Here is a 1,326-nt window from a genome sequence, read left to right as displayed (position 1 = left end):
GTCGATCGACGCTGGGGTCGTCGAGGCTGACGATATGGGCCATCTGCAACGCCCGCTTCATGCTGACCCTGGTGACGTCCTGCCGCATGATGACCGGCACAAAGGCCGGCCCCGATCCTGTGAGGACGATCGCCCTGCCGACCAGAACCGGTTCGGAGATGGGAGCCCACTGTACGGTCATGATCGAGGGCTCGCTTGTCTGGCGGCGGTTGATGCCTGTGAAATAGATCCAGTTCAGGCGCGAGATCGCTACGCCGTAGTGGTTGCCGGGCATTCTGGCGCCACCCTGGCCATCGCCCGGGGCCCACCGCGTCACCCGCCTGAAGGTGACCAGCTCGGCCTCACGTCGCAGGAAGGTGACCGAGCGCATCAGAAGGTCGGGGCGGCCGGGGACCGAAAAATAGGTGAAATAAGTGCCGCCGGCGATGGCGGGCGACGGCGGCCGCACCATGTTTTCGTACAGTGCCTCGCGCAGCGATGCATTGCCGTCGCCGTTGGCTGCGGGAATAGCCGGCTCGCGATACAGCTCGTTTTCGTCGATCTTGAAATAATCGCAGATCAGCCTGGCGGTGGTTTTGTTGGGCACCGCCTTGCCTTGCAGATAGCGCTCGAACTGGGTGCGATTGATGCCAAGCTCACGGCACACCGCGCTGACGGAAGCATGGCGCTGGACCAGCCGCCTGAGATTGGCGGCGAGATTCTCGCGAATTGGCACGACATCTCCCCGACAGACGTACGGACCAGTATTCAAGCGATAGCTTATATACACTTGCATGCCGTGGCGCTGGCGCGAAGATGGACCTTTGGCCAATAGGCAACGATCCCGTAGAGCGTAGGCTGTACGATTCTGACAGTCCGGCTATGCAAGCCGCGTAAATGGGCGTATTTCGGTGGCAAGAGCGACCTCGGATCGGCCTCTCGACATCCTGTAATGGAGGGCGGTTTGGATCATACCGACCTGGTCGAGCTTCTGGACTACACGCAGGCGCAATTGACGAAAATCCGCCAGGCGGTCGCGGCAAGCGATCACGCCGGTGCCATGTTCACCATTGATTGCCTTGTCGGAGCGGCGGCCGAGCAGACGAAGTGCAAGCTTGCAAGCCTGGAGCATGCCGGCTTGCCGATCGGCAAGGATGAGCCGATCGGCAGGGATGGGCCGATCGGCAGGGATGGGCCGATCGGCAGGGATGGGCCCATAAAAGGCGGTGCGGCACCGCCCGGCAAAGCGACATCGGGCAAGCCGGATGCCGGCGGCAGCCGCTCCTGATCAGGCCGCGCCGATCTCGCCGATCAGCCTTGCATATTCGGCCCCGGCTTCGCCGTAAC

2 protein-coding genes are annotated in these 1,326 nt (G+C 62.7%); one reads left to right on the top strand and one right to left on the bottom strand.

The genetic code is table 11. The features are described from left to right. Positions 1-715, bottom strand: a 715-nt coding sequence (locus tag EN879_RS36170; RefSeq protein WP_164774850.1) for a helix-turn-helix transcriptional regulator, incomplete at its 3' end; no start/stop codon positions are given. Between the two features lie 228 nt (positions 716-943). Between EN879_RS36170 and EN879_RS36165 the strand changes: the two genes are divergently transcribed. Then, on the top strand, positions 944-1,267 hold the full coding sequence (locus EN879_RS36165) for a hypothetical protein (protein WP_082826689.1): 324 nt from the start codon (positions 944-946) through the stop codon (positions 1,265-1,267). The last annotated feature ends 59 nt before the right edge of the window (positions 1,268-1,326 follow it).

Source organism: Mesorhizobium sp. M7A.F.Ca.AU.002.02.1.1, from assembly GCF_003998535.1.
GTDB lineage: Bacteria > Pseudomonadota > Alphaproteobacteria > Rhizobiales > Rhizobiaceae > Mesorhizobium > Mesorhizobium ciceri.
The sequence above is the reverse complement of the archived record's forward strand: the minus strand, read 5'-3'. Positions and strand labels throughout refer to the sequence as shown.